Origin of the sequence: Bdellovibrio sp. ArHS (assembly GCF_000786105.1) — a bacterium.
Lineage (GTDB): Bacteria > Bdellovibrionota > Bdellovibrionia > Bdellovibrionales > Bdellovibrionaceae > Bdellovibrio.
In genome coordinates this window covers 1-24,598 of record NZ_JTEV01000006.1, presented here as the reverse complement: position 1 = coordinate 24,598, position 24,598 = coordinate 1, and the positions used below count along the sequence as shown (strand labels likewise).

The following is a 24,598-nucleotide window of genomic DNA, read 5'->3' as shown; positions in this document are numbered from 1 at the left end:
CTCCGTACAATTTCAATTAAACCTTAGTTGTCGAAACAAACCCTTAAGCAAGAAGCGTGACATCGTCTGGGACGCGGATATTTTTAATTACGCACAAAAGCAGCGTCGATTTTTTTTGCGAGGTGACCAAATGTGGCCGTCGCCGAGGTTGAAAGCGCTTCTTCTGTGTCTATTTAAAAGAGAGAAGAAACGAACGATTTGGGTTGTCTCATTTCGAGATTTTTGGTGACGCTTTAGGCGCACTGTCAATTCTTTGCGCGTCCTTCCTGCCGTCAAAAGCCTCATCGCTTGGCATCCTACTTGATAGTAAGGATGTAGCGAAGAGGGTTTATATGAAGATGATGAGAATACTTCCGAAGTCATTTGTATTGGGCATGAGTTTAATCGCCATGGCTCCACAATTGACATGGGCGCAAAGCCAGCCGGCTTATATCCAGGATCAAGTGACTCGAGCTCGCACGAATCCGATTATTAACCCCAAGTGGGGAAGCTTTCTACTTCGCACAGACAGATTGGATAAACTGTATTCCGTAAGAGGCTACCAGGCTATTTGGGTGGATTCGTCAGGTCGTCCTAATAATATGGCCCTGGCTCTGAAAGAGCTTTTGTTAAACGCCGATAAGCATGGTTTAAATCCTTCTGACTATTGGGATGCGCAGATCGAAAAGGGCTTCCAGGCCACAACGAAGAACCCCGCAGTTCAGTGGATTACGTTTGAACTTTTGGTGTCAGAAGCTCTTGTTCGCTATGTTACACATCTGTCTACGGGGCGCTTTGACCCCGAATTAATTGATACTGACATTAAGTTTAAGAAAAAAGAGTTCACAGAATTTGCCGAGTTGAATGCGGCGGTCTCTTACGGTCCGGGTTCTTTGGTTGCGAATCTGGATGCGTTCGCACCTTCGCATCCTCGCTATAAAGATTTACTTTCGATTTTGGCGACTTTGAAGGCGCAAAAAAGCAGCGGTGGTTGGGCGACAATCAACTCTCCAGGATTTGCCTTGAAATTAGGTGTTACGGATCCGGTCATCAGTCAACTGCGCGCGCGCTTTAATCAGTTGGGATACGCCATTTCGAATAATGGTGGGAACACCTTTGACAGCGAATTTGACAGCGTCCTAAGAAAATTTCAGTCGGCCAATGGTTTGACTTCGGATGGTATTATTGGCACGCGTTCCGAGGTTTTAAGAGCTTTGAATTTTACACCGGGGCAAAGAATCGCACAGGTCGAAGCGAATATGGAAAAGCTGCGTTGGTTGCCAAAAAATTTGGAAACCCGTCATATTTTCGTGAATCTGGCGACGACAGAATTCCGTCTGTTTGACGATTCCGGAAAAGTTTTTCACTTCAATACCGTCAATGGTCAGGCTTTCCGTCGTACACCTTCGATGCGGGATCAAATCACCTTCGTGAATCTGAATCCTTATTGGACTGTGCCTCGCAGTATTGCGATCAGGGATAAGCTGCCGTTGTTGAAACAGGATCCGAACTATTTGCGCAAGCATAATATGATCTTGATCGAAGAGGCCACGGACGAGCAGGTGGACCCTTCCACTATTGATTGGCGAAGCATGACAGCGCGCAATTTCGTGTATTACATCCGCCAGTTGCCGGGGCCTGAAAATGCGTTGGGTGTCGTAAAGTTTCCTCTGCAAAATCCTTGGGCGATTTACATGCATGATACGAACGAAAAAAATCTTTTCGGCGAAAGCAAACGTCATCGCAGTTCGGGCTGCGTTCGTTTGGAACAGCCATTAGAGTTGGCTGCGTATCTGTTGCAGGATCAGCCGGGCTGGAGTCTTTATGATATCCAGAACTATGTTCCTTTGAACGACAATTATATTCCGGGCGAGATCGATAAAAAGGTGACGCTGAAAAAACCTATGCCGGTGTACTTCCTGTATTTGACAGTGGAAAAGGGCGAGGATGGTTCCATGCGCTTTATCGATGATGTCTATGGGCAGGATACCCGAGTCAGCAAAGCAATTTCCAATAAGCGTCCTGGCGACGAGTGGTTCTAAAGGAGAGAGTTATGAAAAAGTGGTGGATGGCCATTTCGACATTGTTATTCGCGGGACTGGCGCAGGCGCAATCTTTAGGTGCGATGCAGGTTAACGGGCAGGCGGGCAGTCAGCAGCTCTTTCAAAAGGTGAAAGCCGTGCGCTGCCAAACTGAACAACGTGGCGCCTGTGATGCTGCCGTTTATTTTGATTTGAATAAGCAGCAAGCATTGACCCCGGGCACGTACATCGTTGGCTTTGAAAACAGTATTTATCCGGACCTGGTGACGGTCACGGCAGGGCAAGTGACGAATCTTTATTTGGAGCGCGTGACCGTTCCGGCACAAGTGAAGGGCCAGAGGATTCGTGTGTATCGCGACTTCACTTCTTTGGTTGAGCAAAAGAAAATTTATCTGACGATGTTTACGATGAACCGTCATTTTTTCCGCTTGGATAAAGATAATTTCGGAGATCTTTATATAGCAGGACTTTGGGAACGCGACTTCGTTCAACGCTTCACTTATGAAGTCTGCCCGCGAATTGACGCTTATGGCGACGTGGCCAGCAGTGCGCGCACGATTTGCAAGGCTTGGAATTCAGCCAAGTCCGCCAATGATTTGCGCGACCTTTTCAATTTCGCCAATGACGGGACTTTTCAAGAAATGTGGGTCACCTTCCCTGGCGACGTGATCGCTTCAAAGCATCCTCGCTACCTGGTCTCTGCGCCGATGACCGCGGGTGATTTTGTCGCGGTTTTCCCTGGAGTGTATAAAGTCCAGGCCGAGGGAAAAAACCAGGCGGCGGTGACCGTGAAAACTGGTCAACTGTCCCAGAATGCTTCAACCTTTGGATTTTCATTGAATGCGGTTCGTTCTTTCATTAGCCTGGACGGAGAAGACTGTTCGACGGCACGTACATGGAAGACAGAATCACGTTCGTATTGCACGAGCGATGCGGCGGAAGGCTGTAATCGTTCTTCTGCGGAAAGCTGTGAACCTATGTAATTAACGGAAAAGGTTTCATGCGACTTGTAGTAAGTTTTATTATAGCTCTTGGGCCTCAGATGCTGTGGGCCCAGGGAATCAAACCAGTCTCTGTTTCTTATGAAAATCTGATGCGTTGTTTTCCCGAATTTCAGGATGAACAACTGTCTTTTAAGGTCGATCTGAACCGTCTCAAAGATATCGCTGATGAAAAGTTCGTGACCTCGCAATCGCAACTGCGTCAAAGAAAGATTCACTATTTGGATGCTGAAAAGCAGGCGATGAACCTGATTTTGCGAACGAAGTTTTCTGGTGGGAAAAAGGTTGAAACCGAGCTCACTTTGCAGCAAGTCGACGAAAAGGGAGTTGTGACCAACGTCGGTCTGACGGCAAATCAGCGAATTAATCCCAAACAAGATATTATTAATAGTTTTTTGCTCAACGCGACGATCAAATCTGATGAGTATTCGTACAATGACACGAAGCTTAACGGCGTTGTTGCCACGTACAAGCGCAACTTCAAGGAAGTTGACGACTATGAGCTTGACGACAAGCCAAATAAGCGCTCGATAAGTTGTGAGAAGAAGAAGGATTTAGGCATTATTTGCACCTGTTCCAAAAAATAATCTGTTGAATATCGGGCCGTTAGGGATATACTTTTTCTAGTGTTGATCTAGGATTTTTCTAGAAATTTAAAAGGTTTAGAACATCGGTACTAACAAGATTCTGCAGCTATTGAGGTGCTAGTGACATCTGATAAAAAAACCTACAATTTTCTAATTGCGGGTGTCCCTTACAAATTAAAAACCTCTCATGACGATGCCACAGTCGAAGAGCTCGTCACATTTGTAAATAATAAGATGAATCAGGCCATGTCAGTTACTAAAAACGGTTCTTTCCAAAATGCCGCTGTTTTGACAGCGATGAACTTGGCGGAAGAACTGATCCTTTTGAAAAGAAAAGCGCATCGTGAACTGGAAAAGCTGGAAGAAAAAGCGATGCAACTTTCCGTCGAACTAGAAAATTCCAAGAACAACAAGGTTTTGAACAACTAACTTTGTTTTGATCTCTTGGAGTGTCCATGTCGTTTCCTTGGAGCTCTAAAAAGGAATGTCGTTCCTTCTTTAAATCTCTTTGCGCTCAAGAGTTCGCGCAAGGTCTTGTTCAAAATCAGCAGCAGCTTAATTCTGTTTTGCAGGATTTTTTAAATTCGCAAAATGGAGTTTGGGGAGCTTACAGAGCTCTGCCCGAAGAAGCACAGGTGGAAGAGGTCTTTCAGATCTCTCACCTGAAGTGGGTTTTTCCGCGCATGCGGGAAGGCCATCTGGAATTCTTTGATGCCCGCACATTTATGGTGGGCCCTTACGGAGTCCTGGAGCCCTCTCCAGATTCGACGGCACAAGACCTCAAAGATATTCAGGGACTGCTGATTCCCGGTTTGGTTTTTAATAAGAATGGCAATCGCCTGGGAAAGGGAAAAGGGTTTTACGATAAGACCCTGTCCTGGTACCGCGGGATGAAAGTGGGCGTCTGTTTTGACTTTCAAGTGACAGTGGACCCCATCCCGACCGAAACCCACGATGTGATCATGGACTACCTGATCACGGAAACTGGTGTGGTCGATTGCAGGAAGTATCAGGAGTAAAGGATCATGGAGTTAGTAATCACCGCCATAGTTGCGTTGTTGTTGGGTGGAGCCATTGTTTTCATCATCAAACGTGTTCAGGATGAAAATAAGAAAAAGTCTGCGCGGGTTGAGGCTGAAAGAATCGTGAACAAGGCGAAGTCTGAAGCCGCGAAAATCAAAAAGGATTCAGAGACCAAAGCCAAAGACTTTGAAGGCCGGGCTCGCAAGAATGTCGAAGCTGACATTCACAAACAAAAGTCCACTTTGAAAAATAAAGAATCGCAATTGGACCGTCGCTTGAAAGAAATCGAAGATCAGTTCAAGCAAAAGATGGAAGAAAACGAGCGTTATCTAAACACATTGAAAGATCGCGAAGAAAAGATCGCGATCTCTGAAAATCGTATTAAGGATCTTGAGAAAAAAGGCGAAGCCCATATCGGCGAACTTAAGCAAAAGCTAGAGTCGGTCGCAGCCATGAGCCAGGACGAAGCCCGTCGCCAGCTTCTGGGCGCTTTGGAAGATGAAGCCAAACAAGAAGCTTCGAAAAAAATCGCGCAGATCGAAGAAGAGGCCAACAAAGAAGCTGATAAAAAAGCAAAACGGATCTTGGCGACGGCCCTGTCTCGTTTTGCCTCTGAATACACCTCTGAGCGTACCGTGAGTGTGCTGGCTTTGCCAAACGATGAAATGAAGGGGAAAATCATCGGTCGTGAAGGCCGTAACATCCGTACACTGGAAGCTTTGTGTGGCGTGGACTTGATCGTCGATGACACTCCGGAAGCCGTGGTTATTTCTGGTTTCGATCCGGTTCGCCGCGAATTGGCTCGCCGAACAATTGAAAAACTGATGGAAGACGGTCGTGTTCATCCGGCCCGTATCGAAGAGGTTGTGGAAAAGCAGCGCTCGGAATTAATGAAATCAATCAAAGAAGAAGGCGAACGTCATGTGATGGAGTTGGGGATCGCCAACATGCATCCTGAACTGGTGAAAATCATCGGCGGTTTGAAATACCGTTCCTACCAAGGACAAAATGCCCTGAATCAAGCTTTGGAAGTGGCCAACATCGCCGGTCTTCTTGCTGGCGAAATGGGTGTGAATGTGAAGATCGCTCGCCGCGCGGGCCTATTGCACAATATCGGTAAAGCGATTGATCACACAGCCGAAGGCAGTTACGCGTTCGTCGGTGCTGAATTTGCGAAGAAGTACAACGAGTCGGAAGACGTCTGTCATGCGATTCGTGCCCATGATGAAGAAGAAAAACCGCACTCTATTCTGGCGTGGATCGTCCATGCGGCGTTTATTCTTTCCAGCTCTCGTCCAGGGGCACGTCGTCCACAAATGGATTCCTTCATTCATCGTTTGGAAGACCTTGAAAGCATCGGCAACAGCTTTGACGGCGTTCTAAAAACTCTGGCTCTACAGGCGGGTAAAGACGTGCGGGTCTTGGTTGAAAGCAGCAAGGTTACGGACGATCAGGCGGTGATGTTGTCACGTGATATCGCTCGTAAGATTGAGCGCGAAATGCCTCAAGCGGGGGCCGTGAAGGTGACCGTTGTTCGTGAAACGCGAAGTGTTGAGCACGCCCGCTAGAAAAAGGATTTTGAGTCTATGAGTTTTTTAGATCCTCGTGAGCAGCTTGAAAGAATCAAATTCGGTGTCGCTGAGTTCATCAACGACGAAGATATGTTGAAGAAGCTGAAAAAAGGAAAGCCGCTGAACATTAAGTTGGGAGCGGACCCCACGCGTCCGGATATTCATATCGGTCACACGGTGGTCATCAATAAGCTAAGGACATTCCAGGAATTAGGACACAAAGTTTATTTTCTGATCGGTGATTTCACGGCGATGATCGGGGACCCTTCCGGCAAGAACACCACTCGACCGATGTTAACGCGTGAAGAGATCGAAGAAAATGGTCGCACTTACGCGAAACAGATTTTTAAAATTTTAGATCCTGAAAAGACAGAGATTGTTTACAACTCGTCATGGATCGGCAAGATGACTCCGCAGGATTTCATCAAAATGTCAGCCCAGTACACCGTGGCGCGCATGTTGGAGCGTGAGGATTTTACCAAACGTTATCGTTCAGGCACGCCGATCGGTATTCATGAATTCCTGTACCCTTTGACACAAGGGTATGACTCGGTGGCCTTGAAGGCTGACGTGGAATTGGGCGGGACGGATCAGAAGTTCAATCTTTTGGTCGGTCGTGACATGCAGGGATCTTACGGCCAGGAAGCGCAATGTATTCTTACGATGCCAATTCTGGAAGGTATCGACGGCGTTCATAAAATGTCGAAGTCGTTGGATAACTATATTTCCGTTATCGATACGCCCAAAGACATGTTCGGAAAGACGATGCGAATTTCCGACGATTTGATGTATCGCTGGTACGAGCTTTTAACAGATATTACCGCCAACCAATTGGCGCAGTTAAAGACGGATGTTGCGGAAAAACGCAAACATCCGCGCGATGTGAAAGTGAATTTGGCGAAGTTTCTTATCAAACGTTTCCACTCGGAAGCGGCGGCCCATGCGGCGGAAGAAGAGTTTCATCGCATCTTTGTTGATAAAGGACTTCCAGATGATGTTCCTGAATTTGCTACCGAAGCGGGCGAGATCGGTCTTCCCGCATTGATGGCGAAAGCAGGTCTTGTCGCTTCCAACGGTGAAGGTTCGCGCCTGATCCAAGGTGGAGGCGTGCAAATTGACAGCGAGAAGATTTCCGATCCTAAGCTTAAAATGAATTTGAAAACGGGTGAAAGCTTCGTAATCAAAGCAGGTAAGAAGAAGTTCGCGAAAATCGTGGTTCGCTAAGCAGGTAAATTATGAAGATTAAGTTTCTACCGCAAAATATTGAAGTCGAGGGAACTCCGGATAAGAGTCTCTTGCAAATTGCGACTGAAAATCACCTGGAAATTCGTTCGATCTGTAAAGGTGTTCCGTCCTGTGCGGAATGCCGCGTACGTATTCAGGAAGGTGAAGCCAATATTTTGCCTCCCAATAAAGCAGAGCTCAGTCTTATCGGCACCAGCCACTTCATTGATGGTCGCCGTTTAAGCTGTCAAGTTCGCTGCTTTGGTGATGTCACCGTGGACTTGACAGAACAAGTGGAGCGCGCCGAAAACCAGACGAAAAAAATTCGGGGTTTCCGTACCAACAAGCAGATCGAATCCAAAGCCGTCAACGACACGATGCTTTTGAACGAGAAAGCTGAAGAAAAAGACAAGAGTAAGTCCTAAGTCCAGTCACCTTATCGGTTTCTTAACCGATAAGTAATCTAGGATGTCTCATAAAATTACTTTCCGACAACGCGGACAGGGGCCTGTTTTACTTCTTCTTCATGGTTATGGAGGAAGTGTTCATCATTGGGAATCCGTGGCGGAAACTCTCTCGACCTCCTATACCGTCGTAGTTCCCAACCTGAGCCATGTCTATTTAAGTTCGGATAAGCTTTTTTTCACCGTTCAAGTCGAAGTCCTGGCGAAATTCATCAAAGAACATTTTCCCGAACAGAAAGTGTCGGTGGCGGGCTTAAGTTATGGGGGGGCCTTGGCGTGGGGACTTTCCGCGCAGCATCCGGGGCTGATTCAGAAAACCATCTTGATCAATCCCATGGTCACAGATCCAGTGAAGCATTTTCTTCCGAAAGAGCTGCGATTTTTTTTCGCTGTGCCGTTAAATCTAAAAAGCATTTACGTGATGCTTTCAACGCCGATGGGCCGCTTGTTTTTAAAAAGAGCTGCGCAGATTTTCCGTGATGAGCGCACAGAAGGTGTGACCGCCATTGAACACTTAAAAGGGCGGAAGTTGCAGTTCGTAGCTCACATGATTCATCATTTCTCTTGGATCTTACGTTCTGAAGACTGGAACTTTTGGCATCAGCGCTTGTACACCTATCGGGGGGAATGCCGCTTGATTTTCGATACGGAAGATCTTCTATTCAATAAGGATGCCTATCAGAAGTTTGCCAAGCACATTGGCTGCGATGATGTGGTCTCATTGACCGGGGCGGGGCACTTGGCCATCAAAACTCGTCCGGACGTGGTCGCTCAATTGATGCAGGAATTTTTAAAAGACATTTTGGCGGCTTAATCTCAGACCTTTTACCTTAATCATTGCAAATTATAAGTAAAGAACCTTACTTTCGCTGGGTAGGGCTGCGTGGTTTGGGCTGGTATTCTAAATGAAACACAGGAGGTCCGCGATGTCTCATCGTCATCTTAAAGGTAAAGGTTTCAGCCAAACCACGAAAAAGTTTGAGGGAGAATTGAAAGCGCAAAGACAGGCCAGTCGCAATGCGCCGACCAGCCACGCTCGTCACGAAGAAGAGACAGAATCTCAACAAGAGCGAGTTCCTGCTGGCGCGGCTTCGCGGAAGTGAAAATAAAAAAGGCGCAGAGAACTTCTGCGCCTTTTATTTTTTAATTTAAACAAGGACTAGACGTTAAAGCTGGAACCGCAACCACAATGTTTAGAGGCATTGGGATTATTGAAAACAAAACCTTTGCCGTTCAAGCCGCCAGAATATTCCAACGTCATTCCCAGAATGTACAACATGCTTTGCGGATCGACGGCTACTTTCTGACCGTGAGATTCAAACATTTTGTCGCCGTCACGGGGATCTGTTTCAAAATGCATTTTATAAGAAAGACCTGAGCAGCCGCCTTTTTTCACCTCAACGCGCAAAAAAGCGGAATCATCTTTTCCTTCTTCTTTTTTTAGGGAAGCCAATTTATGAGCGGCTTCTGGCGAAATTCGGATCATGGGGAACTCCTTCTACCTCAAAAATACTACCCTGGAAGTATAACATAAGTGTCAAGCCCTGAGGAGGTCTGAAAATGGCCTTCAGGGCGGCACCTTAAGTTATTGTTTTTACTTGATTTTATCTTTGTAGGGAGTTTTTAAGAATCGCCACGGCCCGAAGAACCTCGTCTTCGGTACTCCATCGTCCTAAGCTCAGACGAAGCGAGCATTGAACGTCATCCACGGAAAGACCTATTGCTCGCAAAACATGGCTCACCACCGTGGCGCCTGTACCGCAAGCGGAGCCGGTGCTCACGCCCAGTTTCTGCAAGCGTGGCAACAAAGCTTCCGTTTTGTAGTTAGGCAGAGTGATGTTGAGAAGATTCGAAGCGCGCTCCGTGGGAGAGCCGTTGAGACGGACACCCGGAATTTTTTCCTGAAGCTTTTCCCAGAAAAGATCACGAAGCCCTTGCAAGCGATGACATTCTTCCGTCATCGTCTTTTGACAGATTTCCGCGGCCATTCCCATGCCGACAATACCGGGAACATTGAGAGACCCCGAGCGCAAGCCGCGCTCTTGGCCACCGCCATGAAGTAAAGGATTTATCTGCACCTTGGGGTCTTTGCTGCGGATGTAAAGAGCGCCCACACCTTTAGGACCATAAATTTTATGCCCCGAAAAAGACATCAGGTCGATGCCCAGTTCCGTCACATTCATAGGAATTTTTCCGGCCGCTTGGGTGGCATCAGTGTGCAGGTAAATTTTATTTTCCTTCGCTATTTTTGCGATCTCGCCCATCGGGTTGATCGATCCGATTTCGTTATTCACCCAAATAAAGCTCATAAGCTTTGTGTGGGGCTTGATCGCTTTGCGAAGGGTTTCAATTTCGACTAAACCGAACGAGTTCACTGGCAGGAAGTCCACTTCCACGCCCATTTTTTCCACGGCAGCCATCGCCTTCATGATCGAGCTGTGTTCGACATTGCTCGTGATAAAATGGATCGGCTCTGTCGGGTTTTCTTCGCGGATTTTAGAAAGAAGCCCAAAGATCGCCCAGTTGTTGGCCTCGGTCGCACCACTTGTGAAAAAGATTTCCATGGGTTTTGCGCCGATCAGCGCAGCCACTTGTCCTCGCGCTTTTGTCACGGCGTTTTCCGCGATCCAACCCCATTGATGGGCGGCGCTGGCGGGATTACCGAAGAACTCTTTAAAGTAAGGTTCCATCGCGTGAAAGACCTGCGGGTCCACGGGAGTTGTGGCATTGTAATCAAGATAGATGGGCTTATCGTTTTGCAAACTGGTTCCCATAGGGCGTTCTGAGCTTAATTCCATGGAAAAGAGCTAATCCTGCCCAAAGGGGGGCGTCAAGCCGTTTCTTTGGCGTATTGAGGCACTTTGTACGCATTGAGTTCGAGGGTGTCACTGCGGCCACTTTAACCCCGACTGGTCGAATGTCCCAGTTCACTTTCGTCATTTCGATGGCTTGGCGTAAGAAACAAGAAGCGTTACGATATTGGAATGAAAAAAGCCCCTTTACATAGTCCCGCGTATTTTGTGGCGCCCGGAAAAAATCCCGAATCAATGTTTCGATGGAAGAAAGTCGATTCGCAAATTCGCAATCGTCAGGGCGATGTCTTCTTTCAGATGAAAAATGTTGAAGCTCCCGAAGCCTGGTCGCAACTGGCGATTGATATCGGGGCCAGTAAATATTTTCGTAAAGTCGGCGTTCCCAAAACCAAGCACGAAAACTCTGTTCGTCAGCTGGTCAACCGTGTCACCAAAGCCGTTGCCGCTTCGGCGTTAAAGCAGGGCGGTTATTTCCGTCATAAAAAAGACGCCGATATCTTCGCTAAGGAACTGAAGTACATTCTTCTTTCGCAAAGAGGTGCTTTTAATAGCCCCGTGTGGTTCAACGCCGGTCTTTGGGAGTCCTACAAAATCAATTCTCCCAGTGAGCACTTCGCGTGGGACGAAAAGAAAAAAAGAATTCAAGCCACGCATAACGCCTACGAGCGCCCGCAGTGTTCTGCTTGTTTTATTCAAAGCGTGGATGATTCGATCGAAGGGATTTTTGATTTGGCCAAGACCGAAGCCAAGCTGTTTAAGTACGGCTCGGGGACTGGCAGTAATTTTTCAAAAATTCGCAGTCGTTATGAGCTGACTAGCGCTGGTGGGATGAGTTCGGGACTCTTGTCTTTCCTGGAAGTTCTGGATAAGGGTGCTGGTGCAATCAAGTCGGGGGGCACCACTCGACGGGCTGCTAAAATGGTGGTTGTTGATATTGATCATCCTGAGGTTTTGGATTTTATCGACTGGAAAATGCGCGAAGAAAGAAAAGCCCATATGTTGATTGCGGCGGGCTTAAGTGCGGAATTTGAAGGGGAAGCTTATCGCACGGTCTCGGGACAAAACGCCAACAATTCGGTGCGTGTCACCGACGCCTTTATGAAAGCGGTAGAGAAGCAAACACCTTGGAAGCTCAAAGCTCGCGTGACTGGCAAAGCGCTGCGGGAAATGCCAGCGCCGGAGGTGTGGAACAAGATCACGCACGCGACGTGGGTTTGTGCAGATCCGGGAATTCAGTTTCATGACACCATTAACAAGTGGCATACGTGCCCCAAGACAGATAACATTTATTCCAGCAACCCCTGTTCGGAGTACATGTTTCTCGATGACTCCGCTTGCAATCTGTCCTCGATCAATCTGGTGAAGTTTTTGGATGAACAGGGACAGTTTGATTTTGAATCCTTTATTCACACCGCGCGGACTTTGTTTGTCGCTCAGGAAATTCTTGTCGACTATTCCAGCTATCCGACGCAAAAGATCGCTCAGAATTCACATGACTATCGCCCGTTGGGTTTAGGCTTTGCCAATCTCGGCAGTCTTTTGATGAGAAAAGGCATTCCCTATGACAGTGACGAGGGGCGGGCCTGGGCCGGGGCGATCACCGCGCTGATGAGTGGGGTCGCTTATTTGACCAGTGCTGAAATGGCGCGCGCCAAAGGACCTTTTGCCGGTTTTAAGAAAAATCGGGCGCCCATGCTTAAAGTCATGAAGATGCACGAAGCGGCCTTAAAAAATATTTCCTGGTCCTTCTTGCCAGAGGGGCTGGATAAGGCCGTTAAAAATCTTTGGAAGAGTGTCGTCTATAACGGCACCAAGCATGGTTTTAGAAATGCCCAGGCCACTGTCATTGCGCCAACCGGGACGATCGGTCTTTTGATGGATTGTGATACCACGGGCATCGAGCCAGATTTTTCACTGATTAAGTTTAAAAAACTTTCCGGCGGTGGCGAAGTGCAGATCGTCAATCAGTCCGTCGAGCCGGCGCTGCAATCCTTGGCGTACTCTAAAGAGGCCATTTCAGCGATTCTGCAATATGTGCAGGATCACAATACCGTTGTAGGTTGTCCCGAGATTCGCATCGAAGACATCCCGGTCTTTGATTGTGCGACGGGGGTTGTGGGACAGCGAGTGCTTTCTCCGGAAAGTCATGTGCAAATGATGGCCGCAGTTCAGCCTTTTATCAGTGGCGCCATTTCCAAAACGGTGAATCTTCCCAATAATGCCTCGGAAGGGGATATCAGTCGCATCTATTTCCTTGCCTGGAAGCTGGGGGTGAAGGCTGTGGCTATTTATCGAGATGGTAGCAAACAAAGCCAGCCTTTGAACGTCCATAAGGTGAAGAAGAAAGAGAGCGACGAGGTGCGCCCAGACTTCACAATGAAGTGTCCTGAGTGTGGCAGTGACACAGTGCTGACGAGTGGGTGCTATCGATGCCCCAATTGCGGCACCACCGTGGGCTGCTCTTGATGGAGGCACGCCTTCGCTGTGGGAAAGCCCTCCGCCTTGCGCTCAAGGCATTTTGAACGACCTCAGGTCTTTAGGGTAGGGGCTTTGGGGCTTCGCTTCAAGCTTTTGGCCGTTGGTTTTTTTTGAGTTCGGGGGTAAGCTTTCGGACTCTCGAAGAAGAGCGATAAAGGACGATTTTATGTCTAATAAAAAAGATATTTTTGGTGATGATATTGAAGAGTCGAAAGACTTTGCAAGCTTTGAAGAATTGTTTGCACAATCGGAAAAAGGTTTGGACCGTAAGCTTCGTGTGGGTGATGAAGTGCGCGGGGAAATTCTTTCCATCGGTAAAGAGGAGGCCTTCGTATCTACCGGCACTCCCGTTGATGGTTTGATTTTGACCAAAGATCTTTTGGATGAAAATAAAGAAGTAAAATACAAAGTCGGTGACGTGATTGACTGCGTGGTGACGGCTTTTAAAAATGGCGAGATCCGTCTTTCTAAGCGCGGTTCCAAAAATGCCACGACGGACTCTTTGGAAGATGCCTTTGATATGGAACTTCCTATCGAAGGCCGCGTGACCGAAACTTGCAACGGAGGCTTCCGCGTCAGTGTGCAGGGTAAAACGGCCTTCTGCCCCATCAGTCAGATTGATTTGAAGTTTGCATCAGATGCTAACGAATACGTCGGCAAGAAATTTGAGTTTTTAATCACGCAAATGGACAAGCGCAACATGGTGGTGTCTCGCCGTCGCTTGCTAGAACTTCAGCGTGCTGAAAACGAAGGCACGTTCATGCTTAAACATCAACCGGGCGCCATCCTGGATGGAAAAGTGGTTCGCATTGAACGCTTCGGCGCCTTCGTTGAGCTTGAGCCGGGTATTGAAGGTTTGATCCATGTCTCTGAACTGGGTTGGTCTCGGATCAATGATCCGCATGAAGTGGTTTCGATTGCGCAACCCGTGACCGTCAAACTTTTGAAAACGGAAGAGCTGGATGGCAAACTGAAAATTTCTTTGTCCTTGAAACAGGCGGATGGCGAAGGCAATCCGTGGTTGCAAGTGCCGCAAAAGTTCCCGGTGGGAACTGTGGTTAAGGGGAAAGTCGAAAAGAAAGAAACTTACGGTCTTTTCGTGAATATCGCACCGGGCGTGACGGGTCTTTTGCCGAAGTCGAAATGGCGTGACTCGGTCGACGCCAGCCAGTTTGAAAATAAAAAACGCGGCGACGAAGTGACGGTTCAGGTGGATCAAATTCTTTTCGATGAAAAGAAGATTTCTTTAGGTTTGCCTCGAGAAATGGAAGATACAAGTTGGCAACAACACACGGCTGCAACTTCGGGCTTCGGTTCCCTGGGTGATGCGTTTAAGAATTTAAACATCAAGCCAAAATAAACGTGAAACGTTGACGAAAAAAAGCGAAGTCATTATAAATAGTGCACTTACAACAGGGGACCGCATGGTCCCCTGTTTATTTTGTATTTTGCAACTTTGGTTATGACAGAAGAAAATAATTCGAATTTTGAAATGCGTTGTGGTGTTGTGATCGCGATCTTTGCAGCGGTCATGGCGGTGAGTGATCTGGTCGCGGGTAAGTACGGTGATGATGAAATCATCGGCACCAACGAAAAGGCCGCCGCGTATATGTGGTATCAATCGAAAAGCATCAAAGAAACTTTGGTGGAAGGCGAAAGGTCGCTGCTCCTTAGTTTGAAAAATGCCGGAGCTATTCAGGCCCGGGCTGCGGCCGGAATAGATCAGCACATCACGGACCTCAATAGAAAAATCCTGCGCTATAAAAAAGAAAAAAATGAAATTCTGAAGGGATCTGAGTCCGTAGGTAAAGACAATTGGGTTCAGGACGTCAATGGCGAGCTAGGAAAGATCATTGGCGCCCAAGAAATGGAAGTGCATTTGGCGGCCCTGGGGCAAGCCGGTGATCGCTTCGATATGGCCAGCTTGTTTTTTCAGATCTGTCTGGTTCTGGGCGCTCTGAGCCTGGTTTTAAAGAAAGAAAAACTGCAAATGCTTTTCTTTACTGGCATGTGCACCTTGGGGCTTGTCGGAACCAGCATTTCTCTTTGGGCGTATCTTTCTTTATCTTAGCTTAAATTCTTCATCCAGAAAATCAGCGCCATCTCTGCAAAATATTGATGGCGTCGTTCTCTCATATTGGCCGTTGTGTAAGGACTCGTAATGAAGTCCTTTGTTTTTCTGCCGCGATATTCCAGACTGACTTCGCAACTGTGTTCATCTTTGGGAATGATATGCAGGTGTAGATCCGCCGGGCTTTTGACGTCTTTTGATTTGGAAAAACTCCAGAATTTATCCGTCATGTAGGTGCGTAAAACGGGCATCAAACGATTCATCAGAAATTGCCCGGTGACCTCGTCGATCAAACACAAAGAGTTCACCTCTTTCAACTTTTGGGCAAAGACTTCGGCGACGTCTTCGGCGTCCCGGGTGATGGTGCAAAAGTGCAAGGCCTCTGTCAGTGTATCGACGGCGGCGGCCATGTCTTGTTCCTGGGATTTGAAGTAAGAGAGCTTCACTTCCACGTAAGGCAGATGGACGCGATAGCCTTTTTCGACAGAGACATTTTTTAAAACGTCTTCAACAATGACCGCGACGTCGGATTCACCCACACCAAGAGTATCCCACATGCGCGTGACAAAAGGATCCAGGTGCTGTGTGTGTTGCTTCAACCATTCCGCAACATAATCATTCCAAACGGATTCGATTTCTCGTGGAGGTCCTGGCAAGACGAAAACTTTTTTGCCGTGGGCTTCCAGATAAAAAGCATTGGCTGTGCCTTGGGCATTTTTTAGAACTTTACTGCCTTCTGGGAAATAACATTGCTGTTTCTGAATTTCTTTGACCACATACCCACGTGACGTCAGTCGTTCAGTCACATGTTGCCACGAGGCCTCGTCAAATTTCAGCGGCACACCAGCCCATTCCGTGACAATCTCACGAGTGAAATCGTCCGAGGTCGGTCCCAGGCCCCCGGTCAGAAAAAGCAGATCGGCTTTAGTCGCGCAAAACTCTAAACCTTCACGCATCAACTTGCGATCATCAGGCACCACAAGATGGGCCTGAGTCATCAAACCCAGATGTTTTAATTGCTTGGAAATCCAAGCGGCGTTTTTATTGACGATCTGACCATCAGTAAGTTCTGTGCCGATACCGAAGATGGCTGCTTTCATTTGACGGACTCCCTAGGGACTGAATACCAAAGTGATGTAGACGAAGAATACCGTGAGATGCACGGCGCCCTCAAGCAACGTCGTTCGTTTATTCGAAAATGTGAGAGTGCTTAGTAACAAAGTGATCGCAAGAAGCGTCATTTCGGTCGGTTTGAGACCCAAGACAACGGGTTGTCCCGTGATCAAACCGATGATTAAAACGGCGGGAACCGTAAGGCCGACGGTGGAAGCGGCAGATCCCAGACACAGATTGATCGCACGTTGTAAATCATTGCGAGCGACTGCCTTCAGTGAACTGATGGCCTCTGATGTAAAGACGATAGCCGCAACAACCACACCTCCAAGAGCGGCCGGCAGTTCCAGATAATTGATGCCGTGATCCAGGATTTTCGCAAGACTTTTGGAAAGAAGAACGATCGGTAAAATATTAAGCAGCAATAAAATGGTGTGTTTAAAGACGGTGTGTTTTGCGATTTCTACGGCATCTTCGTCACTGTGGTCGGCTTTCGTAGCCTCCAAAGCGTCGGGATGGACATAGAAGGCGCGATGACGCCCGGTTTGGGTGATCAGAAAGATCGCATACAAAACGACTGTGAAAAGTGCGACAGCCACAGACTGCAAAGTCGTTAATGTTCCGCCGTCTGTGGAAGTTGTAAAGTTAGGCAGAATCAGCGGCACAGTCGTGAGTGGAATGAGAACAGAAAGATAAGAGGCCGACCCCTGAAGGTTGTAAGACTGCTCGCGAAACTTATATCCGCCGATCAAAAGCCCCAGACCAACAACACCGTTTAAGATAATCATCAAGACCGCGAACATGGTGTCGCGACCCAAGGTTGGCGCCGCTTTAGCTCCCAGCATAACGGCCGCTACCAAGGCCACTTCAATAATGACGATGGAAAGTGTTAGAATAAGGGTTCCGTGCGGCTCGCCTAATAAAGCGGCCAATTCCTCAGCCTCATGAACCACCCCGAAGGCGGACCACAGAATGACAATGAACAGCCACAAAAACAAACCCGTCAGAATCACCGGAGAACCGAGATTGCTCAACCAAGCTGAACCAAAGATATAAAAACACAAAACGGTCAGCCAGGAGACAATAAGACGGGTGTAGGTGACTTTCTGCATGGCGACCTCCTAGGCTGAAAATGATTTAAGTTATTTACTTATGTCTTCTCTGGCGTTATCGGTCCAGACACAATGCATTAACAGGGTCAAAACCTTGCCCATCGAAGCGTCTCTCAATAGATTCCTGCGTTGAATAAACGTTCTTCCTGAAGTCCAAGGAGTTGCCATGTCTTTCAATTGGAAAGAGTTTGATCTTTACAATCCGACACCAGAACACGCGATGTTGCGCGAAACCGTGAAAGCTTTCACCGAAGCGGAAGTTGAGCCACAGGCGCACGAGTTCGATCGCAGTGAAAAATTCAATCTGCCTCTTTTCAAAAAAGTCGGTGAGCTGGGACTTTTGGGTATTACGGTCCCTGAGCAATTTGGTGGAGCCGGAATGGATGCGACAGCCGCGGTGATCGTTCATGAGGAATTGTCGGCCTCCGATCCAGGTTTTTGTTTGGCTTATTTGGCGCACTCAATGCTTTGTGTGAATAACATTGCGGTGAACGGCAGCGATGAACAGCGCGCTCGTGTTCTGCCGAAGCTGTGCTCGGGTGAATGGGTGGGTTCAATGTCGATGTCAGAACCTGCTGTCGGCACGGATGTTTTGGGCATGCAAACCCGCGCGGAAAAAAACGCCAATGGCTATGTTTTAAATGGTCGTAAAATGTGGATCACGAATGGCACGATCGATGAAAACAACACGCCTTGTGATTTGACTCTGGTCTATGCTAAGACCGGCGAAAAAAATGGACGGGCACAAATATCCACTTTCCTGGTTGAAAAAGATCATACAGGTTTTCAGGTAGGACAAAAAATCAAAGACAAATTGGGCATGCGCGGATCTAACACTGCTGAGCTTGTGTTCCAAGACTGTCAGGTTCCTGCTTCGGCTCTTATCGGACACGAAGGGGACTCGATGTTGCACATGATGCGTAACCTAGAGCTGGAACGTCTGACTTTGGCCGCGATGAGCCTAGGCATTGCTCGTCGCTCTATTGAAATCATGAATCGTTATGCCCAAGAGCGCGAAGCTTTCGGAAAATCCTTGAATTTCTTTGGACAGATTCAGCGCTACGTTGCTGACAGTTATGCCGAGTACAAAGCGGCCCGTGCTTATGTTTATGAAACCGCTCGCCGCATGGATTTGAATAAAGAAGGCAATCGTCTGGACTCAGACGGTGTGAAGCTGGTGGCGACAACCATGGGTAAGAATGTGGCGGATCGCGCGATCCAGGTTCTAGGTGGTTACGGCTACGTCGGTGAATACGTCGTGGAAAGACTTTGGAGAGACGCCAAACTTCTGGAAATCGGCGGCGGAACTATTGAGGCGCACCAAAAAAATATCACTCGTGATTTGGCTAAAAATCCTGAGTTCTTGCACAAGTAGGTTTCATGTTTCCATACGGGCCCGAGCTGGATATCAATGCTCATTTGAAAGTTCATTATCAATTGGTGCTTGAGAAAATCGGGCCTTTGCTGACCGACGAACGTCGCCAGAAAATTGAGCGCGTGGTCTCTTTAAGAAACTTCGATACCGCTGTGGTTTTGGAAGGCATTTACGACCGCGGCAATATTTCGGCGGTGATGCGAAGTGCGGAAGGCTTGGGCTTTGGCAACTTCCACGTCATTGAAACTCAGGAAAAGTTCAAAGAAGCCAATCGGGTCACGCAAGGTGCAGACAAGTGGGTTGAGGTGCAGAAATGGAAAAAAACCTCCGACTGCGTGAAGACCTTGAAAGAACAAGGCTATAAAATCTGTGTGACTCATTTGGATGCGAAAGCAAAGCCTCTGCATGAAATTGATTTTTCCGGCAAGGTGGCTGTGGTTCTCGGCAATGAAAAAGACGGCGTCTCGCCAGAGATGATCGCGGCGGCCGATGAGACCATTATCATTCCGATGACGGGCTTTGTGCAGAGTTTTAATATCTCGGTGGCCGGCGCCTTAAGTCTTTACCACATCAGTCAGGATCGTTTGAAAAAGCTGGGAACAAATGCATCGTTAACGTCAGAAGAACAGGGGATTTTGCGTGCGCACTATTATATGCGCACGCAGGATTCAGCGGTGCAATACCTGCAGGAACTTTTTGATCGCGGGACTTTGCAGGCCTAATTTCTTTGCGTTACTTTTTTCCAGAAGAGTCTTTTTGATATTTATTTTTACCCGCTTTTTTTAACAGCTTCTCATAAAAGGGAAGTTGTTTGTCTAAACTTTTTTGAAGTTCCGGATCGTTGACTTTACGACATTCAGACAGGGCATCGATGGTGCCTTGAGGGTCGTATTTATTCTGATATTCCCCCGTGACACTGTTCATTCTGCGCACAAGTTCTTTCTTGAAGACATGCAAAGTCGCCTGATCCAGCTTCGCTTTGGGGGCAATCGCCTTTCCTTTTTCTTCTTTGCTTAACTCGGCATAGGATATTCCGCCCAGACTGCCATCTTTCTGAAAACCCATTTTCACATAAGGCGTTTTGTTATCCTCTAAATGGAAAACCACATCTTGACCGGCAAATTTGTGCTCGATCGAGTAGATCGATGAGTCGGTGATAAAATAAATAGTCTTCCCCCAGGGAAGCGCGATGGGAGTGGGGGATTCCAGTCCCAACTTCTGACTTTGCCCCTCTGATTTGTCATTTAAGGATTCGTGACAGCGCACGATATTTGTAAGCTCTTGTGAAGTCTGGGCGTAAGAAGAGGCGCAAAGAACGAAGGCGAAAGGAAGAAAAAGGTATTTCATACCTTCAGATTAAAGAAGCTTTGAGGTGGACGCGAGTCCAGAATACCCTTACTCTAAACAGAGAGTGAGGTAGAACAACTATGAAAATAACATCCTTGATGCTTTCTTTATTGTTATTGTCCTCCTGCGCGGAAAAGAGTCTGCAAAGCGGTGGGGGCGACTCCGAGATCACGCCGGCGCCAAAGTCCTCATTTTTTATGACCAAACCGCAGCCGACCGAGCCGGTGGAGCTGGTTTTTGATAAAAAGTATGCCGGCGGCAGTGCCGTGAACTATCGAAAGAACGAGGACCTGAGAATTTCCGGAAGCGCGACTTTGGACCCGAAGGCTTTGCGGCAGGTAGGCAAACCCGTTAAAAAGAACAAGTCATCATTATACGTCTTTGATTTGCGGCAAGAGTCACACGGCCTGATCAATGATACGCCAGTGACGTGGCAGGCGGATCGTGACTGGGCCAATGCGGATTTAAATCATGATGAGGCCGTTCGGCGGGAACGTCGCCTATTGGGCGATCTGCGAGTCGGAGAAAAGGTGGCCGGCACTTTGATTAAGAGTATTGAAACCGAAGAGAGCATGGTTCGCAGCGCAGGTCATCAGTACGTGCGCCTTACGGTGACGGATCATGTGCGCCCGGTCGATTCTGAGGTGGATCGGTTCATCGAAGCCTTTCGTGTGCTGCCGGAAAATTCGTGGGTGCATTTTCATTGTCGAGCAGGGAAGGGGCGAACCACGACCTTCATGGTTTTGTACGACATGCTGATCAATGCTCGTTACGTTTCTTTCGATGACATTGTCGAAAGAAACAAAAAGCTTAGTAACGACTATGATGTCTTGGCGGTCGGTGATCCGAAGGATTGGAAGTATCCTTATCAAAAAGAACGTGCGGAATTTGTTCGTCAGTTTTACGAGTACGCAAAAGCCAATCCGCGCGGCGAAAAACAGCTTTGGTCTGAATGGGTGAAGTGATGAAAAAATTTTTTGTCTTAGCAGCTCTGCTTGTAATTTGTGGTTGTGCCACGCAAAAAAAAGAAACAGCGAATTGGGATGAGTTCCATGATCTAAAGTCCTCGTCCGCGGACAAGACGAAAAAGGCGGAAAAAAAGACTTCTGAAACGACCTCAAAGCCGGGCGGAATTGTTGTCGATGGACAGGATGTGCAGACCTTGGAAAAGATGACCAAGGCAGTTGAATTGTTCGTGTTGAAAAATCAGAAAGCCGACTTTGCAAGGATGTGTAAGGACAAACGCTTTGACTGCTTCGTTGACGAGAAGCCTTTCCCTAAAGCGAAAAAGATTGTGAAACGCACGGTCCCACCTTATGCCAGCGGCTCGAAGATGGGTCTGCAAGGTGAAAAGCGGGTGCAGGTGAAATACGACTTTTATCCCTAAGATCGTATTTTAGTTTTTTCTAAGAATAAGAGACTTCATCAAGGGCTCCTGATCGGGGAGCTCAAAGTCCACGCCCTGCGCTGGTGCTGGCAAAATTTTAAACGAAAAATCTTTTTTCAGTTTGTTCAACTTCAGATGCAGGTCTCCCGTTGTCCATTTTTCGTAGTTCGTGCAGAACAACAGCAGACCATTTTTTTCCAGGCAGTACAGAGCATTAATCAAAAGTTCGTCGAAGTTTTTGCTGATTGAAAATACGCCGTTTTTAGAGCGACCAAAGGACGGCGGATCACAGATAATCAAATTGAATTTTCTTTTACGGCGAATCGTACCCTTTAAGAAAAGGATGCAGTCTTGAACCCAGAACTCGTACTTGTCGTCTTCGGGATTCAAACCGTTGATCTCGAAATTCTTTTTGCTCCAGTCGATAAAGTTTTGCGAAACATCGACGGTGCAAACTTCCTGGGCTCCCGCTAAGGCAGCAACTAGGCTGAACCCGCTGGTATAAGAAAACAGATTCAGAACACGACGGTCTTGCGCATGTTTTTGCACCCACAGGCGATTTTCACGTTGATCCAAGAAAAGCCCGGGGGATAAGCCTGTGTTATTGCGCAGCTCATACTTCACGCCATTTTCTTTGGCGATCCAAACGGCAGACGTATTGCCAATATTCCAAAGAATTTCCGCGTTAGGATCTTCTCCTCTATTTAACATCTTGCGAATGTAGATTTTCTTATGCAGTTTTTTGGCCAGTTTTTCAAAGCGCAAAAGATCCTGAACGCTGGGATCGGATTCTTTGTACCAATAAACCCAAAGATGATCTCCGTACTGGTCGATGCGGTAAGAATCGATTTCACGGTGGCTAAGGCGCAGACACTCGTCTTGAAGTTCTGAAAACTTGTACATGCGCTCGCGACGTTGCAGAGCTTCGGCGACGGTCAAAGCTTCAATATCCGTTAAAATATCACTCTGCGTGGCCCAGACGGGAAGTTCTGTTTCGTAGTGAACTTTCTGGCCTCGCAGTTCAAAGCTTAATGAATGGGAGTGCAAACATAGGCGAACGAAGCGACTGCCCCCATGTTCCTCATCACCCAGAATGGCAAGGCCATTGGCTTCGGCGTGCAGCCGGATTTGGTGAGGCTTACCGGTATGAGGAATGGCTTCCCAAAGCTCATAGGGGCCTAAGGATTCAAGCCACTTAAAGGTTGTTTTTGAGTTGGGCTCTTTTGCCAGCGAGCTGACGAAAGAATTTTTCTCTTTTGTAATTAAGGATTCGTAAGTGAATTCCTTTTTTTCCGACTTCTTGTCGGTCAGGAACAGATATCTTTTCGCGACCTTGTGTTGTTCAAAAAGTTGTGTCAGTTCGGCGGCCACTTCCGACGAAGTTGGGAAAACCAAGGCCCCCGAAGTGGCTTTGTCCAGGCGGTGAACAGGATATAATTTTCGATCAAGCTCTTCTTCGTATATTTCGACGCAACCGCGCTGCCCATATTCGGGAGTATGCGTGTTAAGGCCTGCAATCTTGTCAACGAAAATGCAGCCAGCAAATTCGGTGTATTTGAGCTTAATTACTCGTGTCATCAGTCTACTATAGTTCGGTTTTCATTGAGGGTCACTGCCATATTCGCTACAAATAGAGCCTGGACCTTGCCCTGCGAACAGTCCTCGCTCTTGCGAAACTCGGGTCAAGATCCAGGCGCTATTTGCAGCGAAAACGGAGGAACTGAATGAAAAACCTAACTCTACTTGTCCTATTTGTGCTGCCTTTTTTGGTGGGATGCGGAATTCAATCTTTACCACAAGGTAAAAATGCGACTGAGGCCGCTTTGGCAGAGGTCAATAACCAATACAAACGTCGGGCAGATTTGATTCCCAACTTAGTGAATGTCGTTAAAGGTTATGCGAAGCATGAACAAGAGACTTTGACTCAAGTGACTGAAGCTCGGGCTAAGGCGACTTCAAATCAGATTGATCCTTCCAAGGTGACGCCGGAGCAGTTGGCGAAGTTCCAACAAGCGCAACAAGGTTTGTCGCAAGCTTTGGGTCGTTTGATGGTGGTTGTTGAAAAATACCCGGACTTGAAAGCAGACCAAAATTTCCGTGATCTTCAAGCTCAGTTGGAAGGCACTGAAAATCGCATCACGATCGCGCGTCAGCGTTACATTGAGTCCATCAATGCGTTCAACAATCTTGTTACAGTCCCGCCAACTAGTTGGACGAACTCGATCATGTACCATTTCGAAAAAATGCCTCAGTGGGATATGACAGCGGAAGAAAAAGCGACTGCTGAAAAAGCACCTGAAGTGAAATTCTAATAAATGCGTTTTCTTCTTGTTCCTTTTTTTCTTTTCTTTCTTGGTCTGGGGGTCGCTCAGGCCAAGTTCAATCCACCTCCTTTAACGGGGCCGGTGATTGACGAAGTCGGCTTTTTGACTCGCGGAGATCGTCAAGAGCTCATGCAGCTTCTTTATGATTTCAATCGTCGGGGCGTAGCGCAGGTTCAGGTTCTTATTGTTCCGGATCTTCAGGGGCTTCCGATTGAACAGGCTTCTATCGAAATCACAGATCAATGGAAGCTGGGTGACGCCAAAAAAGACAACGGCGTGTTGTTTCTGATTTCGGCCCAAGAACGGGCCCTGCGCATTGAAGTGGGGCAGGGTTTGGAAGGGGCGATCCCGGATATTTATGCGAAAAGAATTATTGCCGATCAGGTGGTTCCTCTTTTCCGCTCCAAACGATATTCCGCGGGAATTGTTTTGGGCGTTCACGAAATTTTACGTTTAGCAGATAAAGAATTTGCCGAACAAAACGGAATTACCGAAGCAACCACACAGGAAAATGGCAAGGGCGGGGATATTCCTCTTTTTGTTATTATCATCGTGCTTGTTATCATCTCGATCCTTGGCCGCTTCGGAGGCGGTCGCGGTCGTTACTATCGCGGCGGCGGTGGTTTTGGCGGATTTGGTGGCGGTGGCTTCGGTGGGGGCGGAGGCGGCGGCGGCGGCTGGTCCGGT

The 24,598-nt window shown here is 47.6% G+C and carries 25 protein-coding genes; 19 read left to right on the top strand and 6 right to left on the bottom strand.

What is annotated here, in order from left to right:
• Positions 1-332: 332 nt before the first annotated feature.
• From OM95_RS03155 to OM95_RS17055, 10 genes are all read left to right on the top strand, one after another.
• A complete protein-coding gene (locus OM95_RS03155; protein WP_041870211.1) occupies positions 333-2,021 on the top strand; it encodes a L,D-transpeptidase family protein in 1,689 nt (562 codons plus the stop codon).
• A gap of 11 nt (positions 2,022-2,032) precedes the next feature.
• Complete coding sequence (locus OM95_RS03150; RefSeq protein ID WP_041870210.1) at positions 2,033-3,004, top strand: hypothetical protein; 972 nt, start codon at positions 2,033-2,035, stop codon at positions 3,002-3,004.
• Between the two features lie 17 nt (positions 3,005-3,021).
• Positions 3,022-3,609: a hypothetical protein gene (locus tag OM95_RS03145; RefSeq protein WP_291515496.1), complete on the top strand. Its 588-nt coding sequence runs from the start codon at positions 3,022-3,024 to the stop codon at positions 3,607-3,609.
• 120 nt (positions 3,610-3,729) lie between these two features.
• On the top strand, positions 3,730-4,038 hold the full coding sequence (locus tag OM95_RS03140) for a cell division protein ZapA (RefSeq protein ID WP_041870208.1): 309 nt from the start codon (positions 3,730-3,732) through the stop codon (positions 4,036-4,038).
• A gap of 26 nt (positions 4,039-4,064) precedes the next feature.
• A complete protein-coding gene (locus OM95_RS03135) occupies positions 4,065-4,628 on the top strand; it encodes a 5-formyltetrahydrofolate cyclo-ligase (protein ID WP_291515495.1) in 564 nt (187 codons plus the stop codon).
• Between the two features lie 6 nt (positions 4,629-4,634).
• Positions 4,635-6,200, top strand: a complete 1,566-nt coding sequence (gene rny / locus OM95_RS03130; RefSeq protein WP_041870203.1) for a ribonuclease Y — start codon at positions 4,635-4,637, stop codon at positions 6,198-6,200.
• A gap of 18 nt (positions 6,201-6,218) precedes the next feature.
• Positions 6,219-7,427 (top strand): tyrosine--tRNA ligase, encoded by a 1,209-nt coding sequence (tyrS, locus tag OM95_RS03125; protein ID WP_291515494.1) that lies wholly within the window; start codon positions 6,219-6,221, stop codon positions 7,425-7,427.
• 11 nt (positions 7,428-7,438) lie between these two features.
• The gene (locus OM95_RS03120; RefSeq protein ID WP_291515493.1) at positions 7,439-7,852 is read left to right on the top strand and encodes a 2Fe-2S iron-sulfur cluster-binding protein; all 414 of its coding nucleotides are present in this window, start codon (positions 7,439-7,441) and stop codon (positions 7,850-7,852) included.
• 43 nt (positions 7,853-7,895) lie between these two features.
• Positions 7,896-8,705 carry an alpha/beta hydrolase gene (locus tag OM95_RS03115; RefSeq protein ID WP_041870201.1) on the top strand — a complete coding sequence of 270 codons (810 nt, stop codon included), beginning with the start codon at positions 7,896-7,898 and terminating at the stop codon, positions 8,703-8,705.
• A gap of 112 nt (positions 8,706-8,817) precedes the next feature.
• Positions 8,818-8,994, top strand: coding sequence for a hypothetical protein (locus tag OM95_RS17055; RefSeq protein ID WP_291515492.1), 177 nt, complete (start codon positions 8,818-8,820; stop codon positions 8,992-8,994).
• Between the two features lie 56 nt (positions 8,995-9,050).
• On the opposite strand, the gene OM95_RS03110 is transcribed toward OM95_RS17055, so the two are convergent.
• Together OM95_RS03110 and OM95_RS03105 are read right to left on the bottom strand one after the other, a co-directional pair.
• The gene (locus OM95_RS03110; RefSeq protein ID WP_041870199.1) at positions 9,051-9,377 is read right to left on the bottom strand and encodes an iron-sulfur cluster assembly accessory protein; all 327 of its coding nucleotides are present in this window, start codon (positions 9,375-9,377) and stop codon (positions 9,051-9,053) included.
• 118 nt (positions 9,378-9,495) lie between these two features.
• Positions 9,496-10,689, bottom strand: a complete 1,194-nt coding sequence (locus OM95_RS03105; RefSeq protein ID WP_291515491.1) for a cysteine desulfurase family protein — start codon at positions 10,687-10,689, stop codon at positions 9,496-9,498.
• A gap of 186 nt (positions 10,690-10,875) precedes the next feature.
• Between OM95_RS03105 and OM95_RS03100 the strand changes: the two genes are divergently transcribed.
• From OM95_RS03100 to OM95_RS03090, 3 genes are all read left to right on the top strand, one after another.
• Positions 10,876-13,170, top strand: a complete 2,295-nt coding sequence (locus OM95_RS03100; protein WP_041870197.1) for a vitamin B12-dependent ribonucleotide reductase — start codon at positions 10,876-10,878, stop codon at positions 13,168-13,170.
• 178 nt (positions 13,171-13,348) lie between these two features.
• Positions 13,349-14,542, top strand: a complete 1,194-nt coding sequence (locus OM95_RS03095) for a S1 RNA-binding domain-containing protein (protein WP_041870195.1) — start codon at positions 13,349-13,351, stop codon at positions 14,540-14,542.
• A gap of 102 nt (positions 14,543-14,644) precedes the next feature.
• Entirely contained in the window at positions 14,645-15,253 is a 609-nt protein-coding gene (locus OM95_RS03090) for a DUF4337 domain-containing protein (protein WP_041870457.1), read from the top strand.
• On the opposite strand, the gene OM95_RS17050 is transcribed toward OM95_RS03090, so the two are convergent.
• Both OM95_RS17050 and OM95_RS03080 read right to left on the bottom strand, forming a co-directional pair.
• Positions 15,250-16,353, bottom strand: a complete 1,104-nt coding sequence (locus tag OM95_RS17050; protein WP_291515490.1) for a competence/damage-inducible protein A — start codon at positions 16,351-16,353, stop codon at positions 15,250-15,252. The two genes, OM95_RS03090 and OM95_RS17050, sit on opposite strands and share 4 nt — an antisense overlap.
• A gap of 12 nt (positions 16,354-16,365) precedes the next feature.
• Positions 16,366-17,478 carry a calcium:proton antiporter gene (locus tag OM95_RS03080; protein ID WP_041870193.1) on the bottom strand — a complete coding sequence of 371 codons (1,113 nt, stop codon included), beginning with the start codon at positions 17,476-17,478 and terminating at the stop codon, positions 16,366-16,368.
• A 166-nt stretch (positions 17,479-17,644) separates the two neighbouring features.
• Between OM95_RS03080 and OM95_RS03075 the strand changes: the two genes are divergently transcribed.
• Positions 17,645-18,853 carry an acyl-CoA dehydrogenase family protein gene (locus OM95_RS03075; protein ID WP_041870191.1) on the top strand — a complete coding sequence of 403 codons (1,209 nt, stop codon included), beginning with the start codon at positions 17,645-17,647 and terminating at the stop codon, positions 18,851-18,853.
• Between the two features lie 5 nt (positions 18,854-18,858).
• Complete coding sequence (locus tag OM95_RS03070) at positions 18,859-19,575, top strand: RNA methyltransferase (protein ID WP_041870189.1); 717 nt, start codon at positions 18,859-18,861, stop codon at positions 19,573-19,575.
• 10 nt (positions 19,576-19,585) lie between these two features.
• Here the strand turns inward: OM95_RS03070 and OM95_RS03065 are convergent, their stop codons facing one another.
• Positions 19,586-20,200, bottom strand: a complete 615-nt coding sequence (locus tag OM95_RS03065; RefSeq protein ID WP_041870187.1) for a hypothetical protein — start codon at positions 20,198-20,200, stop codon at positions 19,586-19,588.
• A gap of 80 nt (positions 20,201-20,280) precedes the next feature.
• Between OM95_RS03065 and OM95_RS03060 the strand changes: the two genes are divergently transcribed.
• Together OM95_RS03060 and OM95_RS03055 are read left to right on the top strand one after the other, a co-directional pair.
• Positions 20,281-21,165 carry a tyrosine-protein phosphatase gene (locus OM95_RS03060; protein WP_041870185.1) on the top strand — a complete coding sequence of 295 codons (885 nt, stop codon included), beginning with the start codon at positions 20,281-20,283 and terminating at the stop codon, positions 21,163-21,165.
• Positions 21,165-21,587: a hypothetical protein gene (locus OM95_RS03055; protein ID WP_041870453.1), complete on the top strand. Its 423-nt coding sequence runs from the start codon at positions 21,165-21,167 to the stop codon at positions 21,585-21,587. Before OM95_RS03060 ends, OM95_RS03055 begins: the two co-directional genes overlap by 1 nt.
• Before the next feature lie 9 nt (positions 21,588-21,596).
• On the opposite strand, the gene OM95_RS03050 is transcribed toward OM95_RS03055, so the two are convergent.
• The gene (locus OM95_RS03050; RefSeq protein WP_041870184.1) at positions 21,597-23,165 is read right to left on the bottom strand and encodes a class I SAM-dependent methyltransferase; all 1,569 of its coding nucleotides are present in this window, start codon (positions 23,163-23,165) and stop codon (positions 21,597-21,599) included.
• A gap of 146 nt (positions 23,166-23,311) precedes the next feature.
• On the opposite strand from OM95_RS03050, the gene OM95_RS03045 reads away from it, so the two are divergent.
• A complete protein-coding gene (locus tag OM95_RS03045; protein ID WP_041870183.1) occupies positions 23,312-23,899 on the top strand; it encodes a LemA family protein in 588 nt (195 codons plus the stop codon).
• A gap of 3 nt (positions 23,900-23,902) precedes the next feature.
• The coding region (locus OM95_RS03040; RefSeq protein ID WP_041870181.1) for a TPM domain-containing protein at positions 23,903-24,598 on the top strand (696 nt) is incomplete at its 3' end.